Here is a 17,657-nt window from a genome sequence, read left to right on the forward strand (position 1 = left end):
TTGATGTGAGTGTCTAACTCTCTATCCAAAGCCTCCTTTACCGGAGGCTTTTTTATCTGCCAGCAAGTCACGAACAATCAGTCCAAACTGCTCAGGCTTTCCGGCAAATAACACATTATCAGGCTGAATCTGTAACAAGCGTTGGCGTAAACTTTGACGCCACTCTTTATCCGAAATCAGCCGGACTGTTACCGCAATATATTCGGCCAAATCATGCGCAATTAACTCTTCATCTAAGCCCAAACGACGAAATAACCCCTCATCGATATGCTCATGAACTTCGGTTCCACTTAGGCACACACCGGGTAACCCCTGGCGCACGGTATCAACAATCCCATTGGTATTACCAAAGGGAAATGGATTGATAAAGAGGTCACACTGATTAATAACCTGTAAGTAATCCAGATACCCCAAATGCTCATAAACTCGGGCTTGAGGAAGAATATCATTAACGGCTTTTTCCATCACCCGATGGGTAATTCCCCAACAGAACCCCACCAGAAAATGAAATACCACCGGTGTTGATGTTTGCAGAGCAATTTCAGCACAAGTGGCTAAAAAGCGAGGGTTAATTTTCATAGCAGAAGCACAAACGGCAATATGTACAGCTGGCCGCTCAGCAAAATGTAATATAGGTTCCGGCTGACTAATATTGGCGGGCGGCACGTAGGGCAGGCAATCTTTAGGTAATGAGACAACTTTTTCTGAGAAACACGCAATATCACCTAGATAATCCTCCTCCACTAAAACTGCATCAATATAATCAGAATGAGTGGTCGCAGGGTGCCCCAAGGCCATTACTTGCAAAGGGGCCAGGCGCAGATTAGTTAGTGCAATGGTGAGCGGGAACATCCCAACACTGGGGAAATAGATAACATCGGGAAGCAACTGTTGCGTTAATGCCACAATGGCCTCGACCGCCCCCGCTCGATTAACCTCAGTAAAGTCATCAAACACAGCCTGGGTTATTGCGTCGGTTGCATCAATAATGGTGACACCATGAGTAGAAAACTGCTCGCGCGCCGCCCGTAAGGTACTGGAATGAGTGCGGTAGATAGAATGCCCGCTGTTAAACCATTCAAGAATAACCAACATCAAGGGCTTATCCCGTGATGGCGGTGATAAGTGATTATCAGCCAGGCCATTGTGTAATAGTGTATTGCGTAAGTGCGAATTAATACTGCGTTTGATGGCATGTTTTTCAGCAATATCAGCATAACTGCAATGCATATAAACATCATGCAAGATACGTTCTGGTAGATGTTCAAGGCTATCGAGTGTCAATAATCGTTCCGGTAACCATCTCAATAAAAGCTCACGCTTTGCGTGCCCCACGACGCTGGGTAAAATTCGCGGGGACAATAAAGCCAGAAATAAGGCTGCCGCTGCATTGGGATTAAATTGCCATAATATATCGGGCTGTAGAGGAATACCCGATTCAGGTAAATACATGACACAGAATTTAAGAAAATTATTTTGCTCAAAGCGAAGAGGATGAGCACATCCCTCACCGACCTGATTAAGATTAGTAATGACGTGATCGGCATGACCAAATGGGGACGCTGCGAAAATTAATGCAATCCAACGATGGAAATTAATAAGTTGTAAGAATCCTTTTTCAGATAACACAAATCCAGGATCAGAGAATAAGTTGCCAATAGCTGCCGCGAGCCGATTACAATAATGTTCCTGTTGTTGTATCGATTGCTGCTTAAGCGAAAAAACATCCCAGCGACCATATTGAGTGTCCAGTTGCTCCAGCATTAATATCAGTAATCGCCCCGCATCCTCATAACGCCGTACACACACTAAAAATTCGAAATAAGGCAATGAAAAAGCTGTCGAATCCTCTACCTCTTGTGATAACTCAACCGTTTTATCCACCATGGTTAGCTCTCCTTGTCACTTCGATATCACGACTTTCCGAGTAAATTTAGCGAGTTAACAAGCCTGCTACTCCTGACCTGAGATCTTGGTCAGGGGCTTCCACTTTCCTAAAATATGCGTATCGCAAGACCCGCGCTCAGTGGCTACCCCCTTAGGGATACAAACTGCGATACTGATATTGGCCGCGATATCACGCTCTGATTCAGTCACGACAGGCGGCGGCAAGATTTGTTCGTCAAGCGAGCTGAGGATCTGGTTTCGCTTTATGAGTAAGGAGCCAAATTTACTTTCCTCCTGAGGCGGTGCTATCTGCTTTGATATTGTTTTTCTCTCAGAGAGCAGGGTTGAAGTCGGGGTTGGGGTTGATATTTGTGTTAGGGCTGGAGTTGATATTGGTGTTAGGGCTGGAGTTGATATTGGTGTTTGTGCTGATGCTGGGTCAGGTTTAGTTCTGCCATCAGAACTATGCTTATCAACTGGTTTGCCATTAATAGTGATATTGCTACCAATATTTTCCGGCAAAGCTATAAACATAGGTGGCTTATCTGAACCAGTATTTCCCCCAAGCGCCATCTCAGTTATCACAGCCTTATTATTGAGAAAAATGCCGTGGTTATTAGCTGAATGACCATTCACCAAACCACCACTCATTGAGCCATCAATATGAACACCATGACCATCACCAGTGGCATTACCATTAATCGTCGTATTACCGGTGTTGGACACTGGGCCGGTTATCTCTACGCCATGGCCATCGGTGGCATTACCAGCCAATGTGGTGTTATCCAGTGTGTTATTACCGTCGAGCTGCACACCGGTGCCGATATCGCCGCTGGCATTGCCGGTAACCGCCAGCAGATCGTCAGTTCCACCGCCAGTGAGCGTAGCATTCTGTCCAATATCCACCCCGATACCCTCGGCGGTCTCGCCGTGCACCGCGCTACCATGATTGCCGGTTAGATTAGCAACGATTTCAATAGCCTTGCCATTCGGGCTGTTACCGTTCAGCGTCGCATTATCAAGTTCACTGTCACCATCAACCTTGATACCTGAGGCGGTATCTGAAGTCCCGTTGACCGTACCACCCGAAATGGCCCCGTTCAGTTGCACGCCGTAACCGCCGTCCGTGGCTTTACCGTCAATCGTGCTATTGCCTTTATTGGTCAACGGGCCGTCGATATCAATACCTGCACCATCGGTGGTATTACCGGCTAATGTGGTGTTATCCAACGTGTTATTGCCGTTGAGTTGCACACCAGTGCCGACATCGCCGATGGCGTTGCCGGTGACCCCCAGCAGGTCGTCAGCTCCGCCGCCAGTGAGCATGGCATTCGGGCCAATATCCACCCCGCTACCCTCGGCGGTCTCACCGTGCACCGCGCTACCATGATTTCCGGTCAGATTAGCGGCGATTTCGATGCCCTTACCCTCCGGGCTGTTGCCATTCAGCGTGGCATTATCAAGTTCACTGTCGCCATCGACCTTGATGCCGGAGCCAATATCTGAAGTCCCGTTGACCGTACCACCTGCAATGGCCCCATTCAGTTGCACGCCATAACCGCCATCCGTGGCTTTGCCGTCAACCGTACTATGACCTTTACTGATCAGTGAGCCGCCGATATCAATACCTGTACCATCGGTAGCATTACCGGCCAATGTGGTGTTATCCAGTGTGTTATTGCCATTGAGTTGTACACCGGTGCCTATACCGCCGATGACATCACCGGTAACCCCCAACAGATCGTCAGCCCCGCTGCCAATGAGCGTGGCATTTTGATGAATATCCACTCCTATGCCGTTGGTAGTCTCGCCGTGTACTGAGCTGCCATAATTACCTGACAAATTGCTAGTGATTTCGATGCCCTTGCCATCAGGGCTAGCACCTTTAAGCATTGTGTTGTTAAGAACAGTTTCAGCGTCGGCTCTTACCCCATTGCCACTGGCCGAAATACCATTAATACGGCTATCATCTAGTGAGCCGCTGATCTGCACACCGACCCCGCGGTCTGAAGTTCCATTGACAGTACCCTTACTGAGTGTTCCGTTAATCTGCACCCCCACGCCGTCACCTAAAGCGATGCCGTTTAGTTGGGTATTGCCACTGTTGGTCAATGAGCCGGAAATATCTAAAGCAATACCATCAATAGCTGAACCATTTAAACTGGTGTTGCTTAAATCATTATTACCATTGAGTTTTATCCCAATACCACTTCCTGTCGTCGCAACCCCTTGCAAAGTGAGTAAATCCGTTTCACTGGTGCCCGTAACATGTAAATTTTCAGCAATATCAATACCATAACCAAATCCATCAGTAGTACCATTAATCATACTCTGATGAATACCGTTTATATCACTGCTGGTCTCAATCCCTATGCCATGAGCACTGCGACCATTCAGTGTCGCATTATCAAGTACTGTATGGGAGATAACACCAGAACCAGGTAATGAATCGACTTTCATGCCACTACCATTAATTGATTTTCCGGTTAGAGCAGTATCGGTAATGGTGGCATTACCACTAATATGTAAGCCTTCAGCTTGAATTGAACTTCCAGCCACATTAATACGATTAATTTGATGCTCGGCACTGAATAAGTGAACCCCAGAACCATAGGTACTGGTTCCTTCAATCGTGACAGGGCCGCTTCCATTATTGATTACACCGGAAATAGCCACCCCGCTACCAACAACGCTGCTACCTTGAATTAGCGTCTCACCTTCGCCATTTAATACAACTGTATTATTACTGACAGGGAAGTTAATGCCGGTTCCGCTGGTTGAATGCCCTTCCATTTTTAGAGAACCATTATTATTAATAGTTAAATCTTTAGGGCTTAGATAGCTAATGCCATTTCCGTCAGCAGTAATTTGTGAACCTGTATTTTCACCGAGAAGAGATAATTGACTACCTTTAGCAATATTAAGTGTATTGGCACCATAAAACGCCATACCATTGCGTGTTGCACCGCTACCATCGGTCTCACCCTGGATCGCAATATTTCCGTCAACAGATAAGCTGCCATTGGCTCTAAATAGGGTACCTGCACCTTGGGTAGTATTAATCGCTTTGCCAATAAGTAAGCCATTTAGCGCTTTGATGCTGTTATTCCCCCCCAGACTTAATACAGAATTTGTGGCAGTGGATAACGCTGATAGTGCTTCACCATAAACCGCAACATTACCTACTGCGGTATTAAGGTCAACATTATTAAAATAAACATCTCCATTACCGGTTGACGAGCTATTAATATCAATATTCCTTCCAACTGAGGTCAAACTAACATTTGCCAGATTAACTGATGAGCGCGGGTTAGCCCCCTGAGTATTGTTACCTTTTAAGCTGACATTCCCTTGTGCAATTAAAGTGCTACGTGACTCATCTGATAATCCTTGCACTATAATGGCTTCGCTCGCGGTACTGCTTGTAGCCGCTAACATAAGATCCTTTTGAGCATTTAATGTTGTATTTTGCTTGATAACAATACCTCTATTACTCGAGGTAGCACGGGCATTAATATTCCCCGCTAATGCCGTAATATTTACTTCCCGGATTATTAATCCATCAGCGCGACTAGTGTTAGATATCAAATTAACTTCATTTGCTGTAATGTTTGCATTGGCGAGACCGAGACTTTTTGATCCATTGTTATTTACTGTTAATTTTCCATTTTTTGACTCAAGATTGACATGATCAATACCAATACCAGCCCCTGTCATGCTCCCATGATTATTGGCTATTATTGATATATCTTTTCCTACCTTAACATTCATTCTATTAGATGTAGTTCCAGTGATTGTCACCGCTTCAACACTCTCACCTGAGGTATTAACAGCTACAGATATATTCTGCCCAGCATTTATCCCACCATTGCCTTTAAAATATAATGCCTTATGGTTTGGCGAGCTTAAATTGGCGTTAATATCACCTTTAGCCGTAAGAAAAGTGTTAGTCATCACTACCACATCATTATCGCTGACATTACCATTCAATATAATATTATCAGCACTAATACTGGCATTACTAAAATGACTACCTTTGACCCCGCTAATATTTAAATTAAAATCACCGTTATGGGATTTTATATTAGCGTAATCTACTGCGACAGTACTGCCAACTGCTGTTCCGCTATTTACTGCCGTCATAGATACATTGCCACCGGCCGTCATATTGACCTGAATACTACTTGTGTTACCTTTTATTCTTATTGCATCAGCACCTGCAACCGTTGAGTTAGTGGTAATACCTTGCAATTTTATATTGCTACTGGCATTGAGATTAGTATTACCTGAAATAAAAATCCCTTTATTATTCGTCGTCGCATTTGTACTAATATTACCTGCGACTGCTGTAATATTACTATCCTTTAGTAGAAAACCATTAGCCCCTGTTACATTTACTCCAACATTGATATTATCTCCACTAATCTGTGAATTTTGAACTCGCAATCCATAATTAGTCTGAGTGATAACCCCCCCATTTACATCCAATAAAACACTACCAGACTTAGCAACAACATTCCCATTAGTAAAATCGATCCCTCCTGATGCACTACCATTGGTATTGGCCTGGAAGGTGATATTTTTATCGCTAATAACGGTTGCATTCGTGAATGTCCCCATCCACGAACTTTTAGAATTAGATATCATAGTAAATAACATATCACCCGCTCCAGTCAGAACAGAGCCACCGGATATATCAATACCACGCCACCCTTGCCGATTAGCATTACTACTTTCACCGGTTATACGTGTTTTACCTGCCACTATAATATTAGCGGAATTACTAATATTGACACCAACCTGGGATGCCACACTGGTATTACCTTCCAGTGTCAGATTGCCAACCTGATATCGCCCCCCCATAATACTGATGCGCGCTGTATTATTTATATTGGCGTGTTTTACCAATAAGTCCCCACCATTTAATATCACATCACTATTATTTAATGTTATTTTCGAATCTAATATAGAATTTCCTGCCAATAAGTTAAGATTCAGTTTTCCTGCCGTAGCCGTAATATTATGACTACTAATAACAATATTTCCGTCAGCCTGTAACGTCAGCATTGCATCGCCACCAGCGGTTTTATTGATATCAGCTTGCAGCGTAATATTACACCAGCGACAACTCGTTAAACTGCCATTACTGGTGGTAATCGTGACATTGGTGCCTTTATCAAGTTGTGCATTGATACTGGTATTTAAGATTTGCGTAATATTGGCCATTGGCGCGAAAATTTGTGCATTCTTCGCATATCCAACAGGGATATCACCAACCTGAACCGACACCCCATTTTCAGCCCCACTACCAACAATATTTACCTCTGCCGGATCGAGTAACCAACTACCACTGTTACCCAGCATCGCGCTGACATCAACCTGCCCAAAAGACTGCAAATTACGCTTACTGGATGTTTCTACTTGCCCGCCATCACCTGACTGTAGCCCGCCACGGGCATGAATATCACCATAAAAACCAGTGTAATGTTCAGACCATAAGACTGTGGTGCCGCCTGCCCCTTGATGTGTGGAGGAAACATCAATATTCGCACCGCTATCCATCACGACCGAACGAGCATTTTTTATCAGTTTATTTTTGCCCTGCCAGTCGCCGCCAACCAGTACTTTGCCGCTACCCGTAGCGCCACGCGCATCAATTTTGCTCGCAGCAACCAAATGAATATTCTCACCGATTAGAATAACATTTCCGCCATTCCCCTTCTGACTACTCACATTGATGGTTCCCTGCTGGCTCACCACCCCCTCATTGCCACCATTGAGGTAAATAACACCGTTCTTTTCAGATAAACCACGCGCCTGCAAAATACCGGTATTATCAATCACCGTATTCATTAGCATCTCTTTACCATGGGTGGTCAGTTGAATAACGCCACCATCAGCCTGAATTAACCCACCGTTTTGCAACAACGTGTTGATCTGCTCACCCTGAACTTGTACTCCAAGTAAGTTCCCGTGATCCAGACTAAGAGTAACGCGACTCCCACTCGCTAATGCCACTTTCCCTTGCGGTGTATTGATTGCACCGGACGCCTGATTATCAACCTGCTGGCCAATCAATGCGATATAGCCACCTTCGGTGGTGCGCAAATTTGCCTGATTAACCAACTTGCCTTCCTGTTTTTGGCTAGTCAGCGTATAGCATCCACTAATAAAATCATGATCAGACATTGATTTAGTGCTGGCGACTAAACCACCGACATCAACTTGTGCATTTTTACCAAACAGAATGCCATTTGGATTAAGTAAAAAAACCTGACCATTTGCTTTCAGGTTGCCATATATTTGGGATACATCACGACCAAGCACTCTATTTAGTGCAATGCTCTGCTGCCCTGGCTGGTTATAAATAACGCTGTTTCCCTGCGCGATATCAAAACTACCCCAATTGATCGCCAACTTATCACTTTGCTGAGTCACAGTAAGAGTGGTGTTATTAACATCCATCCTCCCTTGACCGACCACAATATTTCCATTGACTGGCAATGAAGGGTGGGCAAATACCAAAAGGGGTAATGTACCGAGTGCTAATCCCGTCAGAATAGCCAGGCAACTTAATTTTCCAACCTTCGTATGGCTATCATTAATAATTTTTTTGCCGAAAGACGAAAATGATCGACCATAAACTCGGGTCAATTCTCCGACAGCAATTAAGCATCCCAACCGACGGCAGAAAATAAGTTTGTATAATTTACTGTTCATTATTCACGTCCATTAAATCTGACAAATATGCCAATAAGCGCTAAAACAACTTGTAAGCGCTAAGCCAAAGTTGGTTGTTATCCGGTTGAGCAGTGGCGGCTTGGCCAGTTCGATGTGCCCAAGTCAGATTCAAGAAATAATCTGCCGGGCGAGAGAGTGTGATATAGGCACCAAAACCAGACAGGTTGATATTATTTCCCGTTGCCCCCTCGATAGGCTGACGAAAATAAGATCCCCACCCTTGGTCAAAAAATGCTGCAACCGTGATTTGATTGCCGGTGCCAGCCCAGACCGGAGGTAGAGGTTGCCAGTGAATCCGTAATTCGGTGGTAAAAAGTGTGCCTTTATCTACTGCACCTTCACCAATACCGTAAGCCCGAACCGCCAATGGGCCTCCCAACAGCAGTTTTTGTGAGCTATCAAGATTCTTATTGGCCATTTGGCCGGTAAATTGGTTGAAAAAAGAGAAATAAGAACCCAAACCCTGATCATGACCCGCGTGATAATTAAAACGAGCAAAAGTACCGCCAATGCCAGTCAATGAGTTCATGCTTCGACTAAATTCGTCATCCAATGAAAGATGACCGGCTGTACCCAGTAAATTAAAATGACTTAGCCCGCGCGGTACTGCGGAGAAAGTGCCATCAAAACCAAACTCACCGGCATCCAGATTGCGTTTTTGTTCTGGTAACAAAATCAGTGAATCGCGCATTCTGTTCTGATAGTAGCCCGCATTTGCATCAATCCGCACCGCCGAATTGCGTATCCACGGATGGCGTAGATTAATACCCCAACGGTTAGAATGACCTCGTGCATCCAATATTTCGAAAGGCCCCTTCAGGGTATAATCCAGATAGCTATAATTTAGCGCTGCACGAGTGCCATAGGTATTAATGGGAAAGTTGTAGTCCAACATACCATTGAATACATCTGCTGAGCTGGATAAAATCAAATCGGTTCGTAATTGATCGCCCCATCCCGTGAGATTATTGATGGCCCCTCCGATTAATAACCGATTATGTCCAGAGTAATCATTACCTTGATTATCTACACCGATATATTCCATCGCAGCCTGGCCTGGGTTAATATCAGCATAAATTCTCGTCATTCCCGATTGGGTTCCTGGTTTTAATGTCAAAGCAGCATCAATTCCTGGTATTTCATTAAGAATAAGAGCCGTTCTTTCAAGATGAGATAATTCAGCCGGAGAAGCAGAACAATCTTTATCACCAAAGATCCCAACCTCTTTGCTGCAACTATTACTTTCAATCACGGCAGTAGTAAAGTCAGTATTTAACCGGCTCTTATTATTAATTTCTGGTCTATCTAATCGACCAGAAATAATACGAACAACGACAACATCTTGACTAATAGTTTGAGGAGGTAATATTGCCTGAGCGGCAACAAATCCTTGCTGTCGATAAAAACGAGTGACCGCCAAAGCCATGGCTTGCAAATCGTTAAAGGTTAATCGCTGCCCTAACCAGGGAGTAATAGCTGCACGTAGCGCTTTATTATTTCCGTCACCAGACTGTAATAACTGGGTATCCCCCTCGAATCTAACCTCACGTAAATAGATTGTTTCCGTCGCTGTAGAGCCTCCGGACGAAAGAGGGGAAATCAAAAGCGGAAGTTTAACCTCAGCCTTCTGTGGCGCAAGTAATGGTTCTTGTGTGGTTTGCCGTATCTCGTTACTAATCGCACCAGCATTCGGTACATTTATTACCTGAGGAGCAGCAACTACCTGTGAGCAAAAAAAAAGGATTAATATTATTACTGTAAAGCTAAAATCAGTCTGATGCCGTGATTTTTCTGGATAATAAAGATATCGCATAAAATACGCCTGCTTAGCATGATGAGAATGCCAGTTTAAATAAAATCTCAGTTATTTAATGCTGGCCCATTAGGGTTTGTTTTTAGTTGTGTTTTTATAAAAAATAAAATTAAACAGTATGAGTTAACTGTAATGGTTATAAATATCCTAAAGAGGGTTCTCTGTCGTTTCAGACTAATGTTTACTTCATATTTATAACAAATAGTTATTTATGGTAGATATATCACAATCAACATTAAATAATAATTACATCTTATTCAAATAACTTATTAGAGGATTTTAATTTATTATAGATAGCAGAGTAATAACGCAAGCAAATGAAATATATAGCCTAAATAAAAACAAACTGTCAAAAGCAAACTCATTGCAATTAAAAGCATGAAAACTATAAGTTATAGATAAAAACAATCATGATAGCAAAAAAAATTAATACCATTTCAAACCAATTGAATAATAAATTATTTATTTAAATATTAAAGGTGTGTTTTTTTGTTTTTATAAAGACTATATCCAATAGTCATTCACATAATAAAAAACCCCGCATTATTTAACGGGGTTATTGTATCTTCATTCATATTAGCTATAAATAATGATTGCTATCCATTTTGCCTAATGCGTGCAATCAAATTATCAATACTATCTATGCTTGATGCCGCCAAAATCAAAGTTCGCCCCAAACTCAAAGCATGCTGCTGGCATGCCCGGCGCATCTCATTATCAGCGATACTATCCAGATCAGCCACATGGGCCAACCCAATGGTGCGTCGGATCAATTCACTGCCACAATATCCCACTGCATCTTGCCAAACCTGCTGTAGAAATAGCTGGGCGTAGCCCACCATTGCCAGCGCTGAGTCTTGTGTTTTTTCCTCGCTTAATGCCAGAAAACGGTGGGCGAAGGTCTCCCACAAAAGATGAATATCTTTCAACCGCTGTTCACGACCCGCTGCCGCGTCCCTTGGGCCAGCTAATCCCGGCAAACCACAGTAGTTGAGCAGTAAATTACCCAGCGCAGTGCCCACATCAAAACCTATCGGGCCATAGAAACCAAACTCGGCATCGATGGCTTTCAGCCGCCCCTCGGCAACAAAAATGGAACCGCTGTGAATATCACCGTGCAGCAATGCTTCGGCTTTGCTCAAAAAACGGTGCTTTAGCGAAGCGACAGCCAACTTGAGCGCATCATCCTGACGTAATGCCAGCACGTCTGGTAATAAATCCGGATCGAAATTATTACGCTCATGATCAATGTAGGGATCAGTAAAGAACAGATCTTCAGTGATTTGGCATAATTCTGGATTGATATAGCGACTGACTGCAGCCTTTTTAGCTTGAGCCGACTGATAAAAATCGGAAGTATGGAATAAGGTTTGCGCTAAATACTCAGCTAATTGCCCCGCCGCTTGCGGATAGTATTTTCCCTTAACTAATTCACTGCGCCAGATTTCGTGATCAGATAAGTCCTCCTGAACCATCACCGCCAGCTCGGCATCGTGATGCAAAATACTCACCGTATGTTGTGGACAAAATTGACTATGTGTTAACAGCGTTTCTGCTTCAATTCTGGCGCGATCTAAGGTCAGCGGCCAGGACTCTCCCACACAACGCACATAAGGCAGCGCTTGTTTAACAATCACCCGGCTAATCCCGGCAGCATCACGGATTTTAAACACCAGGTTGAGATTCCCATCGCCAATTTCGTCGGCAGTCACTAAAGATTGTGGGTCAGCTACCTGACCAAATTGGCGAGCATATTCAACGGCATCCGCAGCAGTAAATGTATGGTAGCGCGACATCTTCAACCTCATTATTCTTTATCTGATTCTGATTCACTCACCGCCAACCATTTGCTTAGCCGTGAAATTATTACCTGTTCGAGCAAAAAAATCCGTATTTAGGCGTAAAACCATATAGACGTCTACACATCCGTAAGATATGTTGGCAGAATAAGAAACCAGATGCAATAACGCAACATGGATTTAACTGACAATGCAGACGCTTAACACGCTTGATTTACAAACGACCAGCTTAAAGATTGTTGATGGAAAACTGTGGATACTTGACCAACAAGCCTTGCCACAGCGCCGGGAATGGCTATCTGCTGATACGGTAGAATTGCTGATTGAGCATATTCAAGCGCTGCGCGTACGCGGCGCACCATTGATTGGCTTATCAGCCAGCCTGCTGTTGGCTTTGTTGGCACAGCGCGGTTTGCCGCAAGCCCCACTGGAACAAGCACTGATTGCGCTGCGGGAATCACGCCCAACCGCTGTGAATTTAATGAATAATTTGGCACGGATGCAGCAGGCGTTATTGCAGGCTAATTGGGTTGCAGCCATGACTCACGAAGCATTGCGTCTGGTAGAGGAAGACCGCGAGTTATGTGAGCGGATTGCCCAGCATGGGGTGCAATTGGTTAAGCCTGACAGCAACTTACTCACCCATTGCAACACCGGCGGGCTCGCCACTGCGGGCATTGGTACAGCTATCGGTGTGCTACTGAAAGCGCATCAGCAAGGTAAGATCAAGCAGGTGTGGGTAGATGAAACCCGCCCATTGTTGCAAGGTGGTCGCTTAACCGCTTGGGAACTAGGCGAATTAGGGATTCCCTATCAATTAATTTGTGATTCGATGGCTGCCAGCCTGATGGCTCAGGGCAGAGTCGATGCTGTCTGGGTGGGCGCTGATCGTATTGCGGCGAATGGTGATGTCGCGAATAAGATTGGTACCTACAGTTTGGCCGTATTGGCGCATTATCACCGCATTCCATTCTACGTAGCGGCCCCGCATACCACTCATGATCCTGACTGCCCAAATGGCGCGGCCATCCCCATAGAGCAACGGGATGCCAGCGAAGTCAAAGGGGTATCAGGCGGTTTCGGCCATTGCCAATGGGCACCTGCGAATGCGCCGGTGTATAACCCGGCGTTTGATGTTACCCCAGCCGCATTAATCAGTGGCTGGGTGCTAGATAGCGGTGTTATCACGCCAGAACAAGTCGCCGCAGGATTCTTCCAGCCGAAGAATTAGCCGTATCTGAAATATTATCCCCAAAGTCATTGGAGTCGCAGGTAGGCAGCAAGCGAACGCACCCCGATGAGCTTACTCAAGTAAGTGATTCGGGTAAGCGAGCGTAGCTAACACCCCTGCGGCTTTAAGGACGAAGGGGATTAGTCTAAGCGCGGGTAGGCATCGGCTATCTTATCGCCGGTAAAACGCGCCACCCAACCCTCTGGATTATCAAATACCCGAATAGCGGTAAAATTCGGTTTAGAACCCATATCAAACCAATGTGGTGTATCCGCTGGAACTGACAGTAAATCATTCTTTTCACAAAGAATTTGGTAAATCTTATCATTGAGATGCAAGCAAAATAACCCGGTTCCTTCGACGAAGAAACGCACTTCATCTTCACCGTGGGTATGTTCTGATAAGAATTTCTCGCGCAATACTTCACGCTGCTCATTATCAGGACGCATACTGATCACATCCCAGCTCTGATAGCCCTTTTCCGCTACCAGCCGGTCAATTTCATGCTGATAAGCTGCAATCACAGCGTCCGGTTGTGGGTTCTCGCCCAGTTCGCGATCCGCCTGCCAGCGCTCAAATCGTACGCCAATAGCGGTCAATTGCTGTTGAATTTCCTCAGCATCGCGGCTTTGCCACAGCGGCTGTTCTGGCTGCTCATCACTAAAAATGGTTAATCCGCTCATGCTGTAAAACCCTCTATGTCTATTTCATCAAAACGGCTGACTTGGAGATGACGGCTTTCGCTATCGGGAAGATCTCGAATCAACTGACAAGTCTGCCAACCGGCAAGCTGTGCGGCATCCAATTCCTGGCGGATATCAGATAAAAACAGCAATGCTTGCGGGGCAATAGCCAGCTGATTAGCAATATTTTGGTAAGCGCTCACTTCGCGCTTTGCCCCAACATGGGTATCAAAATAACCACTGAATAATGGCTGTAAATCACCTGCATCACTGTAACCAAACAATAATTTCTGAGCATCAACCGAACCGGATGAATAGACATACAACTTCAGCCCTTGCTGCTGCCAATCAGCCAGTTGCGGCGCAACATCGGGGTACAGATGGCCACGAAAATCACCTTGCAGATAGCCGCTGCGCCAAATAATGCCCTGAATGGCTTTTAGTGCAGTAGATTTGCGGTCTTCATCCATAAAACTGTGCAATGTGGTAATCAGAGTTTCAATATCTGCATCCGGTTGTTCAATTTCACGCCGCAAGCTGAGCAGTGCGTTCGCAACCTCTTCATCCTGCTGATGTTGACGTAAAAAAGGCGTCAGCCGCTCACGAGCATAGGGAAACAACACTTGGTGAACAAAGCGGATGTCGGTAGTGGTGCCTTCAATATCGGTCACTATTGCCTGAATCATTTTGCCCCCACTTTAAAATTGGCATCCAACAGACGGCGTTGCAGTTCACACTGGAACAAAAACTCCAGCCCTTCCAAATGACGACGGGCTTCAGACACACTATTTCCCCAACAATACAAACCATGCCCACGGACCAAAAAGCCATAACGTAATGGATGATTATCAGCCAGCGCGGCAACTCGCTGTGCCAAAGCCGGGATATCCTGATCATTATCGAAAATGGGGATCACCACGCTATCCAGATGACTGCGTTGCCCTGAGAGGGATTTCTGCATCTCGTAGCCGTGCAATACCAACTCATTGCTACGCTCGACGCGCGATAACACCGTAGCATTCACCGAGTGAGTATGTAATACCGCATTGATTTCAGGGTACAGCCGATAAAGCAGGGTATGCAGGCCCGTTTCCGCTGACGGGATGCGCCCGCTGGGAACATGGTTATTGGCCGTCTCCACCAGCAAAAAATCATCCGCAGTCAAACTCCCTTTATCTTTGCCCGACTCCGTAACCAGACATTGAGCGGAATCCAGTCGCAGGGACATATTGCCGCCGGTCGCTGGGCACCAGCCCTTCTCGCCAATCCAGTGGCAGGCGGCTAGCAGCGCGCCGAGTTGTACATTTTCTGTCATTGCATATCCCTGTTGTGGTGTTGATGTGCTATGGCATGTTGCCACTGCAATCGGCATGACGACATTGGTTAGCGCAAAAAAATCATTAGCACAATTTTATCTATGCTTAGCCAATTTCGTCATTTAGCCGTTTAAACATCTAAGCGTCTTGATTGCCAAATCTTAACATCGTGTTATGGTGAAATGAAGTTAGTTTTAATGGGATATTCTGAGTTGATGTGATTAAAACAAAGCCTTGCCGCAAGCGAACTCAATACACTTGGTGATAATGAGCTATCTTGCGGCAATTTTTTGCCCCATTTTTGCCCCATTCACTAAGCTCTCATGCCTCCATCACAACAACTCCCCACCAAAGATGATCAACTGCCGATCAGGTGCTAAACTTCGCGCCATCAACAGAACCGGCAATTTATGTTGGATGCCGATAAATGGAAATAAGAATGACTTCTGTAAAATCAAAGATACAAGTTGCTATGGTACTGGCTGTCACTGTAATCGTTTATGCAGCAATTGTGATTGTGGGTATGAGAGGTTCGCTTAATGGGGACTTTGATCAGTACCTTCTCCCAGGGGGAATATTCGCAGCGCCAAGTAATATTGAATCACATGGTTTTACTAATAAAGTTCTTCCTCCGATATCTGGAGGCTTTGATGGACAGTTTTACTATTATCATTCTGATGACCCGCTTTTATTAAAAGATACCCTACAGCACCTAGACATGCCAAGCTACCGCGCTCAAAGAGTCGGCGTGCCTATGCTCGCATTCTTTGCATCAAAAGTTTTCGGCATGGATTGGGTTTCTCCCTCTGTTTACTTTATCGTTAGCGTTTCTCTTCTGCTTATAGCTACCTTAGTAATGAGTAATTTTCTGGTGGTTAAAGGATACTCCCCATATAGTGCTTTATTATGGTCTGCCGGTGGTTCCGCGCTTTATACTGTTGCGTTTGGATTTGTAGATGGTAGTGCGGATGCTCTATTAATAACTTCTATAATTCTTTATTTAAATAAAAAGCAATTGTTATATATAATAGTTGCAAGTTTAGCTGTTCTTTCAAAAGAATCGTACATAATAATACCTGTAATATTTGGCTTTATTTCATTCGTTTTATTCATCATTGAATGCATAAATAAGAAGTATAAATTCAGTATTGTATCGATCGCTAAACTAGTTTCACCCCACATTGTGCCTGTACTGATAGCAATAGCATGGCAAGCATATCTGTATATTCACGTACCAAAATCAATGTACATGAACACTACTGGTGCGGGTATGCTTGGTGCTCCATTTGTAGATGCTGTAAATTATATGATTAGCAGCTTTAATGGGGTAACAGTTCTCACGATTGGCGACAGCTTAAAAAGAGTTCACCCACTCTACCGCCTTGGCCTTGGTTTGTTATTGTTCATTATAACAATAATATATTTCTTATTTTTCTCTGTTAAGAACTCTATATCAGAATTTAAAAAAAGAGAGATAAATGACTATGCGTCTACAGGGCTTATAGTCTCATTATTGTTTTTGTCAGTCATTTATAGTTGCTTAGGGAAAATACAAGTGTGGGAGCCTGTCGGGTTCGTCAAAGCCATATCTGTATTGATTGCTATTTATATAATATATCAAGCAAATGCAGGCGGTAAATTATCACCTATTATTTTGGTCACATCTGCATTATTGTCAATTTACTCGTTTGTCGTAATATATGATAGATCTTCCGCATCTAGCGTAACCGTGACGAATGCTACTACTCAATGGGAAGAGTCTGAACCGATGTGCCTGAAATCTGCTAATGCATCAGTGGAATTGATATCCCTGAACCTGGCTTACTCAGACACAATGATAAACAGATTGATCATGCCAAAGAGATACATCGCTACAGTTAAAATAACAAATAAGTCAGATCATCCACTTTCACCTTTCAAAGGGAAAGGAACCACCAATGCTGGGTATCAGTGGTTCTCTAGTGACGCTAGCACCCTTATGTTTGACGGGGGTAGAGTTCCGCTTCCAAGAACGTTACTGAATGGCGAAAGCGAAGAGGTAAGTTTTCTGGTTAACCCGCCAACCAAAAGCGGTAGTTACACACTTAGATTAACTCTTGTGCAAGAGGGATGTAGTTGGCTATACAATATCAATCCAGCAATAAAGCATGATTTAAAAATGGAAATGTAAAGAGAGTCCCGGATAGC

General features: G+C 44.4%; 9 protein-coding genes. 2 read left to right on the plus strand and 7 right to left on the minus strand.

The window, feature by feature from the left end; all coding sequences use genetic code 11:
* Positions 1-21: 21 nt before the first annotated feature.
* The 4 genes from FTB31_RS15620 to mtnK all read right to left on the minus strand — a co-directional run bounded on the left by FTB31_RS15620 (position 22) and on the right by mtnK (position 12,237).
* The gene (locus FTB31_RS15620; RefSeq protein WP_227724113.1) at positions 22-1,887 is read right to left on the minus strand and encodes a glycosyltransferase; all 1,866 of its coding nucleotides are present in this window, start codon (positions 1,885-1,887) and stop codon (positions 22-24) included.
* A gap of 66 nt (positions 1,888-1,953) precedes the next feature.
* A complete protein-coding gene (locus FTB31_RS15625) occupies positions 1,954-8,607 on the minus strand; it encodes a two-partner secretion domain-containing protein (protein ID WP_227731533.1) in 6,654 nt (2,217 codons plus the stop codon).
* Between the two features lie 40 nt (positions 8,608-8,647).
* On the minus strand, positions 8,648-10,441 hold the full coding sequence (locus FTB31_RS15630; RefSeq protein ID WP_227731534.1) for a ShlB/FhaC/HecB family hemolysin secretion/activation protein: 1,794 nt from the start codon (positions 10,439-10,441) through the stop codon (positions 8,648-8,650).
* Between the two features lie 596 nt (positions 10,442-11,037).
* Positions 11,038-12,237 carry an S-methyl-5-thioribose kinase gene (mtnK, locus tag FTB31_RS15635; RefSeq protein WP_227731535.1) on the minus strand — a complete coding sequence of 400 codons (1,200 nt, stop codon included), beginning with the start codon at positions 12,235-12,237 and terminating at the stop codon, positions 11,038-11,040.
* 193 nt (positions 12,238-12,430) lie between these two features.
* Between mtnK and mtnA the strand changes: the two genes are divergently transcribed.
* A complete protein-coding gene (mtnA, locus tag FTB31_RS15640) occupies positions 12,431-13,471 on the plus strand; it encodes an S-methyl-5-thioribose-1-phosphate isomerase (RefSeq protein ID WP_077293625.1) in 1,041 nt (346 codons plus the stop codon).
* 140 nt (positions 13,472-13,611) lie between these two features.
* Here the strand turns inward: mtnA and FTB31_RS15645 are convergent, their stop codons facing one another.
* Genes FTB31_RS15645 through FTB31_RS15655 form a run of 3 tightly spaced genes read right to left on the minus strand, consistent with a single transcriptional unit; the run spans position 13,612 to position 15,469 of the window.
* A complete protein-coding gene (locus FTB31_RS15645) occupies positions 13,612-14,154 on the minus strand; it encodes a 1,2-dihydroxy-3-keto-5-methylthiopentene dioxygenase (protein ID WP_019082498.1) in 543 nt (180 codons plus the stop codon).
* Positions 14,151-14,840, minus strand: coding sequence for an acireductone synthase (gene mtnC, locus FTB31_RS15650; RefSeq protein ID WP_077174575.1), 690 nt, complete (start codon positions 14,838-14,840; stop codon positions 14,151-14,153). The genes FTB31_RS15645 and mtnC overlap by 4 nt, the downstream gene beginning before the upstream one ends.
* Positions 14,837-15,469, minus strand: coding sequence for a methylthioribulose 1-phosphate dehydratase (locus tag FTB31_RS15655; RefSeq protein WP_175628041.1), 633 nt, complete (start codon positions 15,467-15,469; stop codon positions 14,837-14,839). Before FTB31_RS15655 ends, mtnC begins: the two co-directional genes overlap by 4 nt.
* A 440-nt stretch (positions 15,470-15,909) precedes the next feature.
* On the opposite strand from FTB31_RS15655, the gene FTB31_RS15660 reads away from it, so the two are divergent.
* Positions 15,910-17,640 (plus strand): hypothetical protein, encoded by a 1,731-nt coding sequence (locus tag FTB31_RS15660; protein ID WP_227731536.1) that lies wholly within the window; start codon positions 15,910-15,912, stop codon positions 17,638-17,640.
* Positions 17,641-17,657: the final 17 nt, after the last annotated feature.

It is taken from the genome of Yersinia proxima (genome assembly GCF_902170785.1).
In the GTDB taxonomy this organism is placed as follows: Bacteria; Pseudomonadota; Gammaproteobacteria; order Enterobacterales; family Enterobacteriaceae; genus Yersinia; species Yersinia proxima.